This is a genomic window from Bradyrhizobium sp. WSM4873, assembly GCF_055811355.1.
Map to the genome: position 1 here is coordinate 28,682 of NZ_JBVVPS010000046.1, position 14,670 is coordinate 43,351.

Genomic DNA, 14,670 nt, shown 5'->3' on the forward strand with positions numbered 1-14,670 from the left:
TTGAGCGGAAAAATGCGGCCTATTCAAGCCCCATTGCAAACTTCACACCCGCCCCTTCAGCGCATCGCCGATCTCGTCGAGCACTTTGGGGTCCTCGATCGTCGCCGGCATGGTCCAGGCTTCACCATCTGCGATCTTCTTGATGGTGCTGCGCAAGATCTTTCCGGAGCGCGTCTTGGGCAGGCGGCCGACGGTGATGGCGAGCTTGAACGCGGCAACGGGGCCGAGCTTGTCGCGCACCAGCGCGATGATCTCCTTCTCGATCTCGGCGGGGGCCCGCTTCACGCCGGCCTTGAGCACCAGGAAGCCGCAGGGGACCTCGCCCTTGATCGCGTCCTTGACACCAAGCACAGCGCATTCGGCGACATCGGGATGCGAAGCCAGGATCTCCTCCATGCCGCCAGTGGAGAGCCGATGGCCGGCGACATTGATGATGTCGTCGGTGCGGCCCATGACGAAGACATAGCCGTCTTCGTCCTTGTAGCCGGCATCCGAAGTTTTGTAGTAGCCGGGGAATTCGGTGAGATAGGCTTCCTTGAAACGTTCGTCCTGATTCCACAGCGTCGGCAGGCAGCCCGGCGGCATCGGAAGCTTGATGACGATCGAGCCCATGGTGTTCGGACCGACCGGCTTTGCCGCTTCGTCGACCACGTCGATCTGGTAACCCGGCATCGGCACCGTCGGCGACCCGTGCTTCACCGGCAGCTGACCTAAGCCAACCGGATTTCCGGCGATGCACCAGCCGGTCTCGGTCTGCCACCAATGGTCGATCACCGGAACTTTCAACTGCTGCTCCGCCCATTCCACCGTCGGCGGATCGGCGCGCTCGCCGGCCAGGAACAGCGTGCGGAACGTCGAGAGGTCGTACTGCCGGATGAATTTTCCTTCCGGATCTTCTTTCCGGATCGCGCGGAACGCGGTCGGCGCAGTGAAGAAGGCGACCGCCTTGTGCTCGCTGATCACGCGCCAGAACGCGCCTGCATCGGGCGTGCCGACCGGCTTGCCCTCATACATGATCGAGGTCGCGCCGTGCAGCAGCGGGCCGTAGACGATGTAGCTGTGGCCGACCACCCAGCCGATGTCGGAGCCGCACCACCAGACCTCACCCGGCTTGACGCCATAAAGATTGAACATGGACCATTTCACCGCGACGAGATGGCCGCCATTATCGCGCACGACGCCCTTGGGAATGCCGGTCGTGCCTGACGTATAGAGGATGTAGAGCGGATCGGTAGCGGCGACGGGCACGCAAGGCGCCTGCTTGCCGTCGTTCATCGCCTTGCGGCGCAGGCCCGCCCAATCATAGTCGCGGCCGGGCGTGAGGGCGCAGACGAACTGCGGACGTTGCAGCACGATGCAGGCCTTCGGCTTTGCGCCCGCAAGCCTGATCGCCTCGTCGAGCAGCGGCTTGTACTGCACGATCCGGCCGGGCTCGATGCCGCAGCTCGCCGACAGGATCAACTTTGGCTGCGCATCGTCGATGCGGGTGGCGAGCTCTTTCGCGGCAAAGCCGCCGAACACCACGGAGTGCACCGCGCCAATGCGCGCGCAGGCGAGCATGGCGACGACGGCCTCCGGTACCATCGGCATATAGAGGATGACGCGATCGCCCTTGGCGACACCAAAATCCTGCATGATGGCGGCGAGCGCCTGCACTTCGGCCAGCAGTTCGGCGTAGGTGAATTTGGTGACGCTATTTGCCAGTGGCGAATCATGGATCAGCGCGATCTGGTCGGCGCGGCCGCGTTCGACGTGGCGGTCGAGCGCGTTGTAGCAGGTGTTGACGACGCCACCGCTGAACCAGCGGCCGTAGACGCCCTGCAAGGGATCGAAGATCTTTTTCGGTGGCTCGATCCAATCGATCTCCTTGGCCGCCTCGGCCCAAAAGCCCTCAGGGTCGGCCAGCGAGCGCGCATAAACCTCGTGATAGAGGCTCTTTCCGTCGATGTTTCCTTGGACGTTTCCTCGGACGTTCATTCCCGCGCTCCCGTTCCCTTTATTCGCCTGGCCCTGACCTTGTGGCAGGACAAACGTCCCGCCATGACAGGGATCAAGGACCAGCCTTGTTTGAGGGTTATTGTCCCGGGAACGGGCCGCGGTTCAAGCTGAAAAGAACAATGCTCAGCTATCCATCGCGTTCAGCCGCTGCAGGCGGTCCTGCATGACCTTCCTCAGATCATAGCCGGGGCGGCCGAAGCTCGTATTGCGGGTGGCGAGGAAGTCGCGCTGGGTGCGACGGAGGTCGCCGGCCGAGCGGGACCCTGCCGATTTCAGCACGCGCTCGTAGGTCTCGGCGATCTGACGATCGAGCACACCCAGTTGCGGATCGGCACAAATCACCTTCTCGACCTCGCGCTTCGCAGTGGCACAATCGAACGACGGGCCATTGCCGGAATTCGCAGCGAGCGGCCGCAGCGGCTCGCCGCCGAATTTCGCAATCTCCGCGATCATAGCGCGGCGGCCGGCGGCGGCGTTGTCATTGCCGGGATCGAGCCGCAGCGCGGTCTCGTAGTCGGCCAGCGCCTTCTTGCGCTCGCCCATCTTCTTGTAGAGCACGGCGCGGTTATTGTAGGTCTGCGCGAAATTCGGATCGAGTTTCAGTGCGGCCTCGTAATCGCTCAGCGCCGCGCCAAGCTCGCCCTTGAGGTGGTAGGAATCGCCGCGGTTGGTGAAGAAGTTCGGCCGCGGTGCCAGCCGGAGTGCCTGATCGTAATCGGCAATCGCCTTGTCGTACTCGCCCATCGCGGCCAGCGACAGCCCGCGATTGTCGTAATATTCGGGCACCTTCGGATCGAGCCTGATCGCCTCGCCGTCGTCGGCAACCGATTTGTCGAGTTGGCCAAGCTTCTTGTAGGCGGCGCCGCGATTGGTGTAGCTGCGCGGCCGGTTCGGATCGAGCCGCAACGCCTCGCTGAGATCGCGGATCGCCTTCTCGTTTTCGCCGCCGAGATAATAGGTCACGCCGCGGTCTGACCAGGCCTGTGCATTGTCAGGCTTCAGCTTGATCGCCTGGTCGTAATCGGCAAGCGCGCGATCGAGCCGGCGCTGGTTGGTGTAGACGACGCCGCGCAGCTCATAGGATTCCGAATCCTGCGGATCGAGCTCGATGGCCTTGCTGAGGTCCGCAGCGGCGCGGTTGAGATCGCCGCCGGCCTCCCGGAGGAGATCGCCCCGCAGGCGCCAGGCTTTTGCGTTCTTGTCATCGAGCGCAATGGCGCGATCGATATCTCGCAGCGCCTGCGTGAGGCCGCCCGAAGTCCGCGCATTGGCGTCGGCGCGCACCAGCAATGCCGCGGCGCGATCGGAGGATGGATTTGAGGCCTGGTCAATGGTGGCGCTGCAGGCCGGGATCAGCTCAGCCGGTGCGGCCTTGCTGCCCATCACGCAATCGACGCCGGCCGAAGCAGGGGCGACGAGGACGACGCTCATTGCCGCGCTGAGCAGGAGCGAGCGAAGCGAGATTTTTGCAAACAAGAGCATTTGCGCGGAAGGATGCGTGCCGCACATGGCATAGGGCTCCGGGACGAGGACTTTCTCCATTGTCGCGGCGGGGAGGCGATGGGTTCAAATTGAGCCAGTCAGGGCGCAAGCCCGGCCATGACGCTGCCGAGGCCTTAAAGCCTCAATACCCGTCCACCCCGTTCAGCCGCTGCAGCCGCTCCTGCATCGCCTTCTTCAGATCGTAGCCGGGCCGGCCGAACCCGGCGTTGCGGCGGGCGATGAAATCGTCCTGCTCGCGCTGCAGCACCTTCGCTTCGCCTGCATTGCGGACTTCACGCAGCGCGCGGGCATGGGACGCAAAAATCTCACGGTCGAGGTCGGCGAGCTCGCGGTTGGCACAGATCGCCTTCTCGACGGGGCGGCGCGCACTCTTGCAAATGAAGCTGGGCTTGCCCGCGACCGCCATCTGCGCGCCGATCCGCTCGATTTCGCGCGCCATCGCCTTGTGATTGGCCTTGGCCTTCTCGTGGTTCGGATCGATCTTCAATGCCGCGCCGAAATCCTGCACCGCCTTGGGCTTGTCACCCTTCCTCAGCCAGAGCTCGCCCCGCGCGTTGAAGATATCGGCGAGACCGGAATCGAGCTCCAGGGCGCGGCTGTCGTCGGCGATCGCACGATCGACCTGATCGCGCCGGGCAAAAAGCGCGCCACGCGCGATCAGCGCCTTGATCAGGTCAGCCTTCGCCGTCTTCTCGTTGTCGATCACGGCGGAGCAGGCCGGGGCGGCCTTGTCGATGTCGTCGGCTGCGGCAGCCGCGAGGCACGGCGCGATGTCGACCTGCGGGACCGCGGCCGGTTCGCCGCCGGTCGCGGCATGAGCCACGACGAACGAGAGCGCGATGATCACCGCGGCGCCGGACCATTGAATGAGAAAACGCATGCTCGTCACAGTCGGCAAATCTTGGGTTTCAATCTTGAGTTAAGGTCCGGGTTGAGGTCTTGCCTTGCGGCCGCACTATCCATCATACGGCCGGATTGGTGCTAGCTTGCGGCGCCGCTCAAATCGGTTTCGGGGATCAACGTGTCGACATTCGAATGGATCATCGTGCTTCTGCTCGGCGCCGTTGGATTATCGGCGCTGGCGCGGCGGATCAAGGTCCCCTATCCGACCTTTCTCGCGATCGGGGGCGCGCTGATCGCGTTTGTGCCCTCGAGCCCGTCTTGGACGCTGGAGCCCGACCTGGCACTGGCTCTTTTTGTCGCACCGGTCCTGCTCGATGCCGCATTCGACACCTCGCTGCGCGATCTCCGCAACAATTGGGTTCCGGTCTCCACTCTGGTGGTCGCCGCCGTCGGCCTGACCACGGCCGCTGTGGCCTACGCAGCGCACCGGCTGATGCCTGACATGCCCTGGGCCGCCGCGGTTGCGCTCGGCGCCATCGTGGCCCCGCCCGACGCGGCCGCTGCGGTCGCGATCCTGAGCCAGGTGAAACTGCCCTACCGCATGGTCAAGGTCCTGGAAGGCGAGAGCCTGCTCAACGATGCGACCGCGCTTTTGATCTATCGCATCGCCGTTGGTGCGATCGCCACCGAGCATCTGGCATGGAGCCAGGTCGCGCCGACGATGGCGCTGGCCCTGGTCGGCAGCGTCGTCGCGGGCCTGGTCGCAGGCCGCATCATTCCGCTGTTCATGGAACGCGTGAAGGAGACCCCCAGCTCGATCATCATCCAATTCGCCACCACCTTCATGGTCTGGATCGGCGCTGAACATCTAGGCCTCTCCGGCATCCTCACCATTGTCGTGTACGCCATCACGATGGCACGCGCTGCACCCGCCCGTATGCCGGCGCGGCTGCGGGTGCCGTCCTACGCGGTGTGGGAAACCATGGTGTTCGTGCTCAACGTGCTCGCCTTCATGCTGATCGGCATGCAGATGCGGCCGATCTGGACGCGGCTCGACGCGGACGTGCGCTGGGAATATTGCATGGCCGCCGCCTGGATCCTGCTCACCGTGGTCCTGGTGCGGCTGCTCTGGGTCACGTTCTACCGCACGACGCTGCGCTCGCTGGTGGCGTACGGGATCTATCATCCCAAGGATCCGAAGCAGGTCGCCTCGGCCAAGGGCGGCCTCATCATCTCCTGGTGCGGCATGCGCGGCCTCGTCACCCTCGCCACCGCCTTTGCCTTGCCGGAAAACTTTCCGCATCGTGACTTTATCGTCTTCTCGGCGTTTGCGGTCGTGCTCGGCACGCTAATCGTGCAGGGCCTGACGCTGCGGCCGCTGATCCTGGCGTTCGGCCTCAAGGACGACGATCCCGTGGGCATCGAGGTCGCGCGCGCCCGGGCCGTTGCCTATCGCGCCGCGCTCGATGCGATCGAGGACGATCCGTCGGAGGAAGCGGAAATCCTGCGGCTCGAATATCGCGCCATCCTGATGCAGGCCGACGACGACCCCCATGGCGGCATCACCAACGGCGAACTGCCCGCCGATCCGCTACGCCGCCGTGGCATCGCGGCCGCGCGCAAATCGATCTTCGAGCTCCGCGCCAGGGAAGTGATCGGCGACGATGCCTTCCATCGGATCGAGGAAGAGCTCGATCGCGCAGAATTGAGCGCAGGGGGTTAAATCCGCCATCCCCGATTGGCGCACCGAGGGCCGCGTGCACCCGGTCTACATCACCGGCACGCTCGCGATGCTGGCGGCGAAGGTGCTGAACTGGCCGATCAGCGAAACGGCAGCATGGCATTCGTTCGCCGGCGGGATTCTGGCGCTGGCGCAGTGATGTCGTCCTGGCGAAAGCTAGGACCCATTACCCCGAATGCGAATTGTTGACATAGGCTTGAGTCGGCAGTCTTCGCCCAAACCTAGCCTTGTGGTAATGGGCCCTGGCTTACGCCAGGGCGACGAGCAAGGAGCTACGCCCCTGCCTTGCACGTGATCCCGCCGTCCACCACGAGTTCGATCCCCGTCACATATTTCGATTCGTCCGAGGCCAGGAACAGCGCAGCGTTGGCGACGTCGAAGGCGTCGCCCATGTGGCCCATCGGCACTTGCGCATCGCGCGCGCGCCACATCGCTTCGACGTCGCCCTTGGCGTAACTGGCGGCGAGACCGGCGGAATGCTCCACCATCGGCGTCTTCATCAAGCCGGGCAGAATCGCGTTGACGCGGACATGGTGGCGCGCGAATTCGATCGCGGTGGTGCGCGTCATCTGGTTCATCGCCGCCTTCGAAGTGCCGTAGGTGACGTAGGAGATGCCCATGTGGCGGATCGAGGCGATCGAGGAGATGTTGATGATGGAGCCGCCGCCCTGCTTCACCATCACGGGGATGACGTGCTTCATGGCGAAATAGGCGCTCTTGAGGTTGACGTTGAAGACCCGGTCCCAGCTCTCCTCGGTCACTTCGACCACGCTGCCCATCTCGGCGATGCCGACATTGTTGTCGAGGACGTCGATGCGGCCGTAGGCCTGCAAGCACGCCGCGACCATCGCCTCGACCTCGCTCGCGCGAGATACGTCAGCAGTGAAGGCAGTCGCCCGGCCGCCTTCGCCGGTGATGATCTTCGCGGTCTCCTCGGCGGCCGCGCCGTTGCGATCGACGCAAAACACCTGCGCGCCCTCGCGCGCAAAGGTGACCGCCGTGGCCTTTCCGTTGCCCCAACCGGGTCCGATCGAGCCGGCGCCCACCACCATCGCAACCTTGCCCTTGAGCCGATCCATCGCGTTTCTCCCGTGTTTTTCTTGTAGCCTGGATGGAGCGAAGCGTAATCCGGGAACGGCGGCCCCGGACTACGCTTCGCTCCATCCAGGCTACGGATCTTTGCAGACACTCATCTTTGTGACGTTAGCACCAATGGGATGACCGACAATCTCGGACAACGTCCGGCACTTGCCGTCATGGCAGAGCCGCCATTCGCCAGCCGCGCCCGAATTGCCCAGCACGACCTCCGGCATCGGCGCGCGCGCGGGCCTCCATTGAAACCAGCCGTCGACGAGGCGCGCCTCGGGCGGCGGCTCCATGCCGGGGCCGGTGCCCTTCACGCGCGCCTGCACCAGTTCGAGCCCGGCCGGGGTGACGCGCCAGTCTTCCTGCCAGTCGACCTTCGCGATCGAATGCGTCCACACCAGCGTGAACGCGGACAGCGCCAGCGCCTTCACGCCTGAGGCTGTGACGAAGCAGAGGCTCACACCGCCTCGACCGGCGCCGGCGGACGCCGCCGCCACTGCCACAGCACGATCGCCGCGGCAAGCAGGAAGCCTGCGGTGTCGCTGAACGGAAAATCGCCGAGCAGGCAGACCGCGGCACCGAGCGCGACCAAACGTTCGAGGAACGTCAGGCGCGTGAACAGGAATCCGATCGCGACCATGCCGAACAGGGCGATCGCCACCAGCGCCTTCAAGGCCGCCAGCGCCACCGCGCCGTAGAAGCCGAGCTTGGCGGCCATGGGGTCGCCGGCCTGCAGCATCAGCGCCGGCGAATAGACGAAAATGAAGGGGATGACGTAGCCGGCGAGCGCGATGCGCATCGCCTCCCAGCCGATCTTGTCAGGATTCTCCTTCGCAATCGGTGCCGCGGCTAACGCCGCCAGTGCGACCGGCGGCGAGAGGTCGGCCATGATGCCGTAATAGAACGCGAACATATGGCTCGCGATCAGGGGCACGCCGAGTTTCGCCAGCGCGGGCGCCGCGAGCGCGGCCGTGATGATGTAGGTCGGGATGGTCGGGATGCCGGTGCCGAGCAGGATCGACAGCAGCATGGTCATGATCAGCGCCAGGAACAGGCTCTTCTCGCCGAGGCCGATCACCCAGCCGCCGAAGATGGTGCCGACGCCGGTCTGCGACATCATGCCGATGATGACGCCAACGATAGCGCAGGCCATGCCGACGGTGATGGCGGATTTCGCGCTTTCGGCCAGCGCATCGCGGCAGGCGCGCAGGGCGGAAAATCCGCCGCGCACGAACGCAGTGATCACGATCAACGCGACGACGACACAGGCGACCGGCACGATCTGAAGGCCGTCGCGCGAGAGCGCAGCGACGACGAGCGCGAGCCCGATCCAGAAGACATAGCGGACGGCAATCGAAGACGCGCCCGTCGTGATAGCGGTGCCGAGGATCAACCCCACTGTGAGCGCGAGGCCCATGCTGCCGGCATAGAGCGGCGTAAAGCCTTCGAACAGCATGTAGACGAGGGCCGCGAGCGGCAGCACCAGGTACCAACCCTTCACCAGCGCCTTCCAGGCGCTCGGGGTCTCCGACTTCTTCATGCCCGTGAGGCCGTGCTTGCCGGCCTCCAGATGCACCATCCAGAAGGCGGAGGCGAAATAGAGCATCGCGGGAATCGCGGCCGCTTTCACGATCTCCGAATATTGGACGCCGAGCGTCTCCGCCATGATGAAGGCGACCGCGCCCATCACCGGCGGCATGATCTGCCCGCCCATCGAGGCCGTGGCCTCGACGCCGGCCGCGAACGCGCGGCGATAGCCGAACCTGATCATCAGCGGAATCGTGAACTGGCCGACGGTGACGACGTTGGCGACGCCGGAGCCCGAGATCGTGCCCATCATGCCCGAGGCGAACACCGCGACCTTGGCGGGGCCGCCGCGGGTCCTGCCGAACAATCCAAGAGAAACGTCGGTGAAGAGCTGGATCATGCCGGCGCGCTCCAGGAACGAGCCGAACAGGATGAACAGGAAGATATAGGTCGCCGAGACGTAGATCGGCACGCCGTAAAAGCCTTCGGTGCCGAAGGAGAGATGCGTAATGATCTGGTCGAAATCGTAACCGCGATGGTTGAGCGGCGATGGCAGATACTGCCCGAAGAACCAGTAGACGAGACAGGCGCCGCACATCAGCGGGAGCGCCGCGCCCATCAGCCGCCGCGTGCCCTCGAAGATCAGGACGGCAAGCAGCGTGCCGACCACGAGATCGAGGCGCGTCGGATCGCCGTCACGTGCGATCAGATCCGCATAGAAGATCCATTGATAGAGCCCGCACAGAAAGCCGGCGCCGCCGATCAGCCAGCCGATCGCGCGGCCGAAATCGCTTTTGGCGGTGAAATTGCCGATCAGACCGAAAGTAAGGAGAATGAGGAAGCCGACATGGACGCCGCGCACCACCTGGCTCGGCAGATAGTTGAAGGCCGCCACATAAAGCTGGAAGGTCGCGAAGGCGATGCCGATCCAGTACGCGAGCGTGCCCCACCAGCCCGGGCCAAAGCCTTCCGGGAAACCGTGCTCGAAATTGTCGAACTCGACCTTGATGGGCGCTTCGCTGCCTTCTGCCTGCAACATCGATATGACCCCAACCGTCCAGCGCTTATAACATTGCACGACGCCTCCAGACCGTCATGCCCGGGCTTGTCCCGGCATCCACGGACTTTCTCGCCTGCTCCTGGAACGTGGATGGCCGGGACAAGCCCGGCCATGACGCCCGATAACGAAAGCTGATTACTTGATCAGCCCTTTTTCCTTGTAGTAGCGGATCGCGCCGGGGTGCAGCGGAACCGGGCTGCCGCTGGCGGCCGTCTCGAGCTTGATCTCCTTGCCGGCCGCATGCGCGTTGGCGAGCTCGGGCAGCGACTCGTAGACCAGTTTTGTCATCTGGTAGGCGAGATCGTCGGACACCGCCGAGCTGGTGACGAGATAGTTGATCACGGCCGCGGTCGGCACGTCCTTGTCCTGCCCTGTGTAGGTGTTGGCGGGAATGGTCGCCGCGACAAAGGGCAGGCCGATCTTGTCGACGGTCTCCTTCGGCACCGATACCACCGTGATCGGGCTCGAGGTCGACAGATCCTTCAGCGAGGCCACGCCGAGGCCGGCCGATTGCAAGGTCGCGCCGAGCTGGCGGTTCTTCATGAGATCGACGGATTCGGCAAACGGCAGATACTCGACCTTGCCGAGATCCTTGTAGCTCATGCCGGCCGCCGCCAGGATCGCGCGCGAATTGAGCTCCGTGCCCGATTTCGGCGCGCCGACCGACAGGCTCTTGCCCTTGAGGTCCGCCAGCGTCTTGATGCCGCTCTCGGCGGTCGCCACGATCTGGATGTAGTTCGGATAGATCGCGCCGATGGTCCTGAGCTTGTCGAGCTTGGACTTGAAGCCCGCCTCCTCTTCGCCGTCCCAGGCCGCTTTCAGCGAGTCGCCCAGCGTGAACGCCAGCTCGCCGCGCCCTTGTTGGAGCAGGATCAGATTCTCGACCGACGCCTTGGTGGCCTGCACCTGCGTCTTCACGTTCGGAATCTTGTCACCGTAGATCTTCCCGATCGCGACCCCGAGCGGATAGTAGACGCCGGAGGTGCCGCCGGTCAGCACGTTGATGAAGGATTGCGCCTGCGCGCAAGGTGCCGACGCCGCCAGAGCAAGAGCCGCGGTCACGCCGAAAATCGTCCGTTTCATGATCTTTCCACTCCCCAAACCGGCCGGGAAGTTGGCCGGATGAGGGGTGCGGGTCAACCCATCCAAAAGTCAAAACAGGACTGCGCTAAATGGCTGTCCTGGCTCGATTTTTGGGGAACTCGGCAGGGTGTGGCGAGGTGGCGCAGCCAGGTCGGTCAGCCCCTCACTGGAAGGTCATGTCCAGGCATTTGGAGATGTCGGAGCCGAGGCCGGAGGAGATGATGATGCAGCCGCGCACCTTCTGCGCGCCGACGTCGGCAGCCCAGACGGAGTAGCCGCCGGGGCCGAAGAACGAATTGGTGTTCGGCGGCTCGGTCTCGGTGGCGTCGAAATCGTAATGGCCGTCGGTGTCGAAAATGCGCGGCTTCTTGGTGCAGGCGCCGTCGGTCTGGACGTTGATGACTTCCTTGTTGTCGCGGGTCAGCGCCAGCGAGACCTGGCAGCGGAAATATTCCGAGGTCTTGGTGTTGAAGAGATAGGTGTAGGACTTGCAGGTCGCGGTGTTCAGCTTGCCCGGGGCAAGGCCGCGGCTGCACGAAATCCTCTGGTTGTGGCTGAGCTGGTAATCATCGGCCCGGGCGGCCGGCGCAAGCGCCGTCAGCATCAGGCCGGCGGCCCAGCAAGCTTTCATGACGAGGTTCATTCGAATCATCCCCTACCCAATGTTTTTGTCGAATTGCGTTCTAGACGGAAAGCGGAACATAGTCGCGCGGGGACGAAGGGAAAATCACAAACTGCTCGGCAAGACGTGAAGCGCTGCGGCGCTTTCGCAAATTGACCTGGAAGCGCCGTTCGTGATTTGTTCAAACCGGGAGCCTCGATGGGGAGGATAGGGTAATGGCATTTTCAACAAAGACTTTTTTGGTTACGGCCGTGCTCGTCGCGTTCGCTGCGCCCGCATTGGCGCAGACCGCTGCAACACCTTGGGAGCTCAAGCCCGACACCGGCTACGCCTATGACAAGGACGGCAAGACCTTTTCCTACAAGATGGGCACCAGCAATGCCGGCGAACTTCTGAAGGGCGCCAAGAAGGTGCCGAAGGGCACGCTGTTCTTCCTCGGCCACAACGGTCAGCTCTACATGCGCAGCGGCCCGTACCTGGAAGGCGACGGCAAGTTCAGGTTCGGGTCGGATCAGTAGCGGCGGCGGTCAGCTGGGCGAGAGCGCCGCGGCGCGCTCGGCGTCATCGTCCGCGCAAGCGGACGATCCAGTATTCCACAGATCGCGTGCTTGAATCGAGAGGCCGCAGCGTACTGGATGCCCCGGTCAAGCCGGGGCATGACAGTGGAAGATGTGGCAGGGCGAATGTCTAAAACGCTCCCGCCAGCTCCCGCGCGCCGGCGTTGTTGCTGTTGCTGTCCATCCTCGTGTCCGTCACCGCCAGCAGCTTCGCCACCGTGTTGTGGCGGATCGCGACCGGGTTGCGCTCGTAGCCGCCGCGCTGGAAGAAGTTCGAGGTCGGCACCTGCTCGCGCATCGCCTGCGGCATCGTCACCATGTCGAGGCCGGTGCCGTCGCCGGTGAGGTTCATCATCTCGAGCTCGGCCGCGCTGAGCGGGCGGCTATAGCCCTTGGCACGCGCGAACAGCACCGACGTCAGCAGCTTGTGAGTCTGCAGCATCGGCCCGATATCGATGTCGAGCACCATGGCATGCATGGCCCAGCCCTGCGCGGTGTTGCCGATCTTCTCATGCTCCGACCAGGTGTCGGGCACCGATTTGGCATGCGCCACCATCTTCTTCAGGACGGTAAGCTTGTGCTCAAGCGTCTGGCGCGCGGGGCCAGAGGCCCTCGCGACCTTGTCGGAGAGCGCGCGGATGAATTCATGGCCTTGCTCGGCCAGCAGCTCGACGCTGTTGGTCGTCAGCAGCTGGTTGTAACCCATCGCAGTCGAAATGGCGCGCTTGCCGCCATGCTCGATTCCCGCCTGCACGTCGTAACTGCCGGTGCCGCCGGTCTCGAACGCATAGACCCGCACCGCCTGCTCGCGCGTCAGCCCCGAGGCCAGCGCGTAGCGTGCATAGACGCGCTTGAACTCGACTTCGCTGGACGGCCGCTGCGGCGTGAACTGATAGAGTTCCTGCACCGCGCGCAGCAGATCGGCGACCACGGGGATCTGCTTTTTCGTCGGGCGGTCCGGGGTTTCCTCCGGCTCCGGATTCACCGGCCGTTTCGGCCCGTTATAGAGCGGTGGATGCTCCAGCACGTAATCGTCGAGCGTGACCTGCTGCCCATTGCGCCGCTTGGCGTTGCGGCCTTTCCGTTTCTCGGAGATCTGGCTCCAATATGCGCCGGCTTCCTCGTCGAACGCAGCACGCGCGGCCTGATACTCCTGCAGCTTGCGGCGATATTCGAGCACGGCGGGCGATACGCCGCCTTGCGCGAAAAACTGCGACAACATCTGGGCTTTGGCATTGCGGACGGCTGGCGACAGCGCGTCGGATTCGCCACCGCGCGCGGCAGGCGCGAGCAGGACGAGCGCGAGTGGAACCAGTCTCACGGCATTTCGAATCGATTGATGCATGCTGCCCTCTTAGCAGGCATCCGGTAACCGTCACGTTAACACGTCGTTTACCTCGTTTTCGCCCCTCCCGTCACTTCCAGGCGAACACCGGCTGTTCCAGCTCGCTGACGCGGGTGTGCCGTCCTGCCAGCACTTCGCGGAACTGGTAGATCAACGCCGCCGTCGGTGCGTGGATCAGGCTCGACTGATGATGGAAGCGGATCACACGGCGCGTGCTCTCGGGGATCGCGACGAAATCGAACGCATCTTCGCGCTCGACCGTCGCAAGCGCGATGCGATGAACGGAGGCGACCTCGTCCGGGTTTGGTTTGATCGCGGCACTATCGGCGGCCCAGACCACGACCGGGGTGATCAGATAGCCGGAGCGGGTCGGATAATCATCGAGCGTGCCGAGCACCTCCACGCCGGTCAGGTGAAGGCCAAGCTCCTCGTCGAGTTCGCGTAGCGCCGCCTCGACCGGCGTCTCGCCGGCATCGCAGCGTCCGCCGGGCAAGGCCCATTGACCGCGATGGGCGCGCAGATGCGATGCGCGCAGCGTGAGCAGCAACGCCGTGTCATCGCCCTCGCTGGCCGCGGTCAGCGCAATTGCCACCGCGGCGCGCTTCAACACCGCTGGCACCTCGTCCTCCGGCAACCGCGTGAAGGCCGCGCAGGCAGCCGCGATATTCCGCCGTGTGGCATCGTCGAACGGTCTCATGATGCTTGACTACACCACGTCCGGCCCCGATGAAATGAGATCGCACGACGCGCTCAGGAATGGACGACATGACCAACAAGGCAGCCGCAAGGCTGAAAGCAGACGGCTGGACCATCCTGGAGACCACGGGCTTCATGCACCTGATCGGCCCATTGTGGGAGCGCAAGGTCGACGGCCAATACGAATTCGCACTTGCAACCGAGGACAAGCACCACAACCGCCGCGGCATGGTCCAGGGCGGCGTGATGATGACGTTCGCGGACCGTACCTGCGGCATGACCGCCCGCTACGTCTCCGGCAAGGAGTTCATGGCGACGGTGCAGCTCGACACTCATTTCGTCGAAGCCGGCCAGATCGGCGATGTCCTGATCTCCCGCCCGCGCGTGGTGCGCTCGACGCGCAGCCTGATCTTCATGAGCACCGAGGTCAGCGCGGGCGGCCGCTGCGTGGTGATGGCCAATGGTGTGTTCAAGATTTTGAAGGGGCCGGGGTAGCGGTGCTGCGTTCACTGCGCTCCACAAATTCCGCCGTGGGGGGGGGGGGGGGGGGGGGGGGGGGGGGGGGGGGGGGGGGGGGGGGGGGGGGGGGGGGTGGGGGGGGGGGGGGGG

The 14,670-nt window shown here is 64.4% G+C and carries 14 protein-coding genes; 4 read left to right on the top strand and 10 right to left on the bottom strand.

Translation table 11 applies throughout. The features are described 5' to 3' along the window. Nucleotides 1-42: 42 nt before the first annotated feature. The 3 genes from AC0L21_RS34630 to AC0L21_RS34640 all read right to left on the bottom strand — a co-directional run bounded on the left by AC0L21_RS34630 (nucleotide 43) and on the right by AC0L21_RS34640 (nucleotide 4,381). Nucleotides 43-1,977: a propionyl-CoA synthetase gene (locus AC0L21_RS34630; RefSeq protein WP_473266230.1), complete on the bottom strand. Its 1,935-nt coding sequence runs from the start codon at nucleotides 1,975-1,977 to the stop codon at nucleotides 43-45. Between the two features lie 144 nt (nucleotides 1,978-2,121). Further along, nucleotides 2,122-3,507: a tetratricopeptide repeat protein gene (locus tag AC0L21_RS34635; protein ID WP_473266250.1), complete on the bottom strand. Its 1,386-nt coding sequence runs from the start codon at nucleotides 3,505-3,507 to the stop codon at nucleotides 2,122-2,124. 115 nt (nucleotides 3,508-3,622) lie between these two features. Then, entirely contained in the window at nucleotides 3,623-4,381 is a 759-nt protein-coding gene (locus tag AC0L21_RS34640; protein WP_473266231.1) for a tetratricopeptide repeat protein, read from the bottom strand. Between the two features lie 141 nt (nucleotides 4,382-4,522). Between AC0L21_RS34640 and AC0L21_RS34645 the strand changes: the two genes are divergently transcribed. Continuing rightward, nucleotides 4,523-6,067 carry a cation:proton antiporter gene (locus AC0L21_RS34645; RefSeq protein ID WP_473266233.1) on the top strand — a complete coding sequence of 515 codons (1,545 nt, stop codon included), beginning with the start codon at nucleotides 4,523-4,525 and terminating at the stop codon, nucleotides 6,065-6,067. 34 nt (nucleotides 6,068-6,101) lie between these two features. Next, nucleotides 6,102-6,224: a hypothetical protein gene (locus AC0L21_RS34650; RefSeq protein WP_473266234.1), complete on the top strand. Its 123-nt coding sequence runs from the start codon at nucleotides 6,102-6,104 to the stop codon at nucleotides 6,222-6,224. A gap of 133 nt (nucleotides 6,225-6,357) precedes the next feature. On the opposite strand, the gene AC0L21_RS34655 is transcribed toward AC0L21_RS34650, so the two are convergent. The 5 genes from AC0L21_RS34655 to AC0L21_RS34675 all read right to left on the bottom strand — a co-directional run bounded on the left by AC0L21_RS34655 (nucleotide 6,358) and on the right by AC0L21_RS34675 (nucleotide 11,484). Continuing rightward, nucleotides 6,358-7,164 carry an SDR family NAD(P)-dependent oxidoreductase gene (locus AC0L21_RS34655; protein ID WP_473266237.1) on the bottom strand — a complete coding sequence of 269 codons (807 nt, stop codon included), beginning with the start codon at nucleotides 7,162-7,164 and terminating at the stop codon, nucleotides 6,358-6,360. A gap of 90 nt (nucleotides 7,165-7,254) precedes the next feature. Beyond that, a complete protein-coding gene (locus AC0L21_RS34660) occupies nucleotides 7,255-7,668 on the bottom strand; it encodes a DUF1850 domain-containing protein (RefSeq protein ID WP_473266251.1) in 414 nt (137 codons plus the stop codon). Beyond that, a complete protein-coding gene (locus tag AC0L21_RS34665; protein ID WP_473266239.1) occupies nucleotides 7,629-9,737 on the bottom strand; it encodes a TRAP transporter permease in 2,109 nt (702 codons plus the stop codon). The genes AC0L21_RS34660 and AC0L21_RS34665 overlap by 40 nt, the downstream gene beginning before the upstream one ends. A gap of 156 nt (nucleotides 9,738-9,893) precedes the next feature. Further along, complete coding sequence (locus AC0L21_RS34670; RefSeq protein WP_473266241.1) at nucleotides 9,894-10,841, bottom strand: TAXI family TRAP transporter solute-binding subunit; 948 nt, start codon at nucleotides 10,839-10,841, stop codon at nucleotides 9,894-9,896. Between the two features lie 163 nt (nucleotides 10,842-11,004). Further along, nucleotides 11,005-11,484 (bottom strand): hypothetical protein, encoded by a 480-nt coding sequence (locus AC0L21_RS34675; RefSeq protein ID WP_473266244.1) that lies wholly within the window; start codon nucleotides 11,482-11,484, stop codon nucleotides 11,005-11,007. Nucleotides 11,485-11,678: 194 nt separating this feature from the next. Here AC0L21_RS34675 and AC0L21_RS34680 point away from each other — a divergent pair, with 194 nt between their 5' ends. Continuing rightward, a complete protein-coding gene (locus AC0L21_RS34680; RefSeq protein WP_473266245.1) occupies nucleotides 11,679-11,981 on the top strand; it encodes a hypothetical protein in 303 nt (100 codons plus the stop codon). A gap of 169 nt (nucleotides 11,982-12,150) precedes the next feature. Here the strand turns inward: AC0L21_RS34680 and AC0L21_RS34685 are convergent, their stop codons facing one another. Then, complete coding sequence (locus AC0L21_RS34685; RefSeq protein WP_473266247.1) at nucleotides 12,151-13,365, bottom strand: hypothetical protein; 1,215 nt, start codon at nucleotides 13,363-13,365, stop codon at nucleotides 12,151-12,153. 70 nt (nucleotides 13,366-13,435) lie between these two features. Then, nucleotides 13,436-14,065, bottom strand: coding sequence for an NUDIX hydrolase (locus AC0L21_RS34690; protein ID WP_473266252.1), 630 nt, complete (start codon nucleotides 14,063-14,065; stop codon nucleotides 13,436-13,438). Between the two features lie 65 nt (nucleotides 14,066-14,130). Here AC0L21_RS34690 and AC0L21_RS34695 point away from each other — a divergent pair, with 65 nt between their 5' ends. Continuing rightward, on the top strand, nucleotides 14,131-14,556 hold the full coding sequence (locus AC0L21_RS34695; RefSeq protein WP_473266248.1) for a PaaI family thioesterase: 426 nt from the start codon (nucleotides 14,131-14,133) through the stop codon (nucleotides 14,554-14,556). Nucleotides 14,557-14,670 lie beyond the last annotated feature (114 nt).

Excerpts from the sequence above, each read along its gene's own strand:
- AC0L21_RS34680 (WP_473266245.1), top strand. The coding sequence starts at position 11,679 with ATGGCATTTTCAACAAAGACTTTTTTGGTTACGGCCGTGCTCGTCGCG.
- AC0L21_RS34655 (WP_473266237.1), bottom strand. The coding sequence starts at position 7,164 with ATGGATCGGCTCAAGGGCAAGGTTGCGATGGTGGTGGGCGCCGGCTCG.
- AC0L21_RS34685 (WP_473266247.1), bottom strand. The coding sequence starts at position 13,365 with ATGCATCAATCGATTCGAAATGCCGTGAGACTGGTTCCACTCGCGCTC.
- AC0L21_RS34635 (WP_473266250.1), bottom strand. The coding sequence starts at position 3,507 with ATGTGCGGCACGCATCCTTCCGCGCAAATGCTCTTGTTTGCAAAAATC.
- AC0L21_RS34640 (WP_473266231.1), bottom strand. The coding sequence starts at position 4,381 with ATGCGTTTTCTCATTCAATGGTCCGGCGCCGCGGTGATCATCGCGCTC.
- AC0L21_RS34670 (WP_473266241.1), bottom strand. The coding sequence starts at position 10,841 with ATGAAACGGACGATTTTCGGCGTGACCGCGGCTCTTGCTCTGGCGGCG.
- AC0L21_RS34695 (WP_473266248.1), top strand. The coding sequence starts at position 14,131 with ATGACCAACAAGGCAGCCGCAAGGCTGAAAGCAGACGGCTGGACCATC.
- AC0L21_RS34675 (WP_473266244.1), bottom strand. The coding sequence starts at position 11,484 with ATGAACCTCGTCATGAAAGCTTGCTGGGCCGCCGGCCTGATGCTGACG.
- AC0L21_RS34630 (WP_473266230.1), bottom strand. The coding sequence starts at position 1,977 with ATGAACGTCCGAGGAAACGTCCAAGGAAACATCGACGGAAAGAGCCTC.
- AC0L21_RS34665 (WP_473266239.1), bottom strand. The coding sequence starts at position 9,737 with ATGTTGCAGGCAGAAGGCAGCGAAGCGCCCATCAAGGTCGAGTTCGAC.